This window comes from Duganella lactea (genome assembly GCF_009857505.1).
GTDB lineage: Bacteria > Pseudomonadota > Gammaproteobacteria > Burkholderiales > Burkholderiaceae_D > Rugamonas > Rugamonas lactea.
This window is the reverse complement of the sequence record NZ_WWCP01000141.1, coordinates 1-237: the sequence shown is the minus strand read 5'-3', so window position 1 is coordinate 237 and position 237 is coordinate 1. Positions and strand designations below refer to the sequence as shown.

The 237-nt window shown below is 59.5% G+C and carries 1 protein-coding gene; it reads right to left on the bottom strand.

Annotation, left to right across the window (positions count from 1 at the left end; translation table 11 throughout):
• Nucleotides 1-237: IS110 family transposase (locus GTP44_RS27065; RefSeq protein ID WP_161021820.1), on the bottom strand; the 237-nt coding region annotated here is incomplete at both ends.

Sequence of the window (237 nt, the reverse complement as noted above, 5' to 3'; positions counted from 1 at the left end):
GGTTTTCGCTCTGGCCAAAGCCTTTGACGCAACTCGGATTGGCGACCGACACCATGAAGCCGGCGTCATGCAGCGCCGTCGCGACGGCCTCGTAATACACACCGGTCGCCTCCATGCACACCTGCAAAGCTTCCTTCTCGAATTTGGACTTGGCGATCCACTCCAGCAGCGCCTGGTGCCCCGCAGCCGAGTTCGGCAGCGATTTTTTCTTGATTTTCCCGTCTGCCAGCAAGGCGA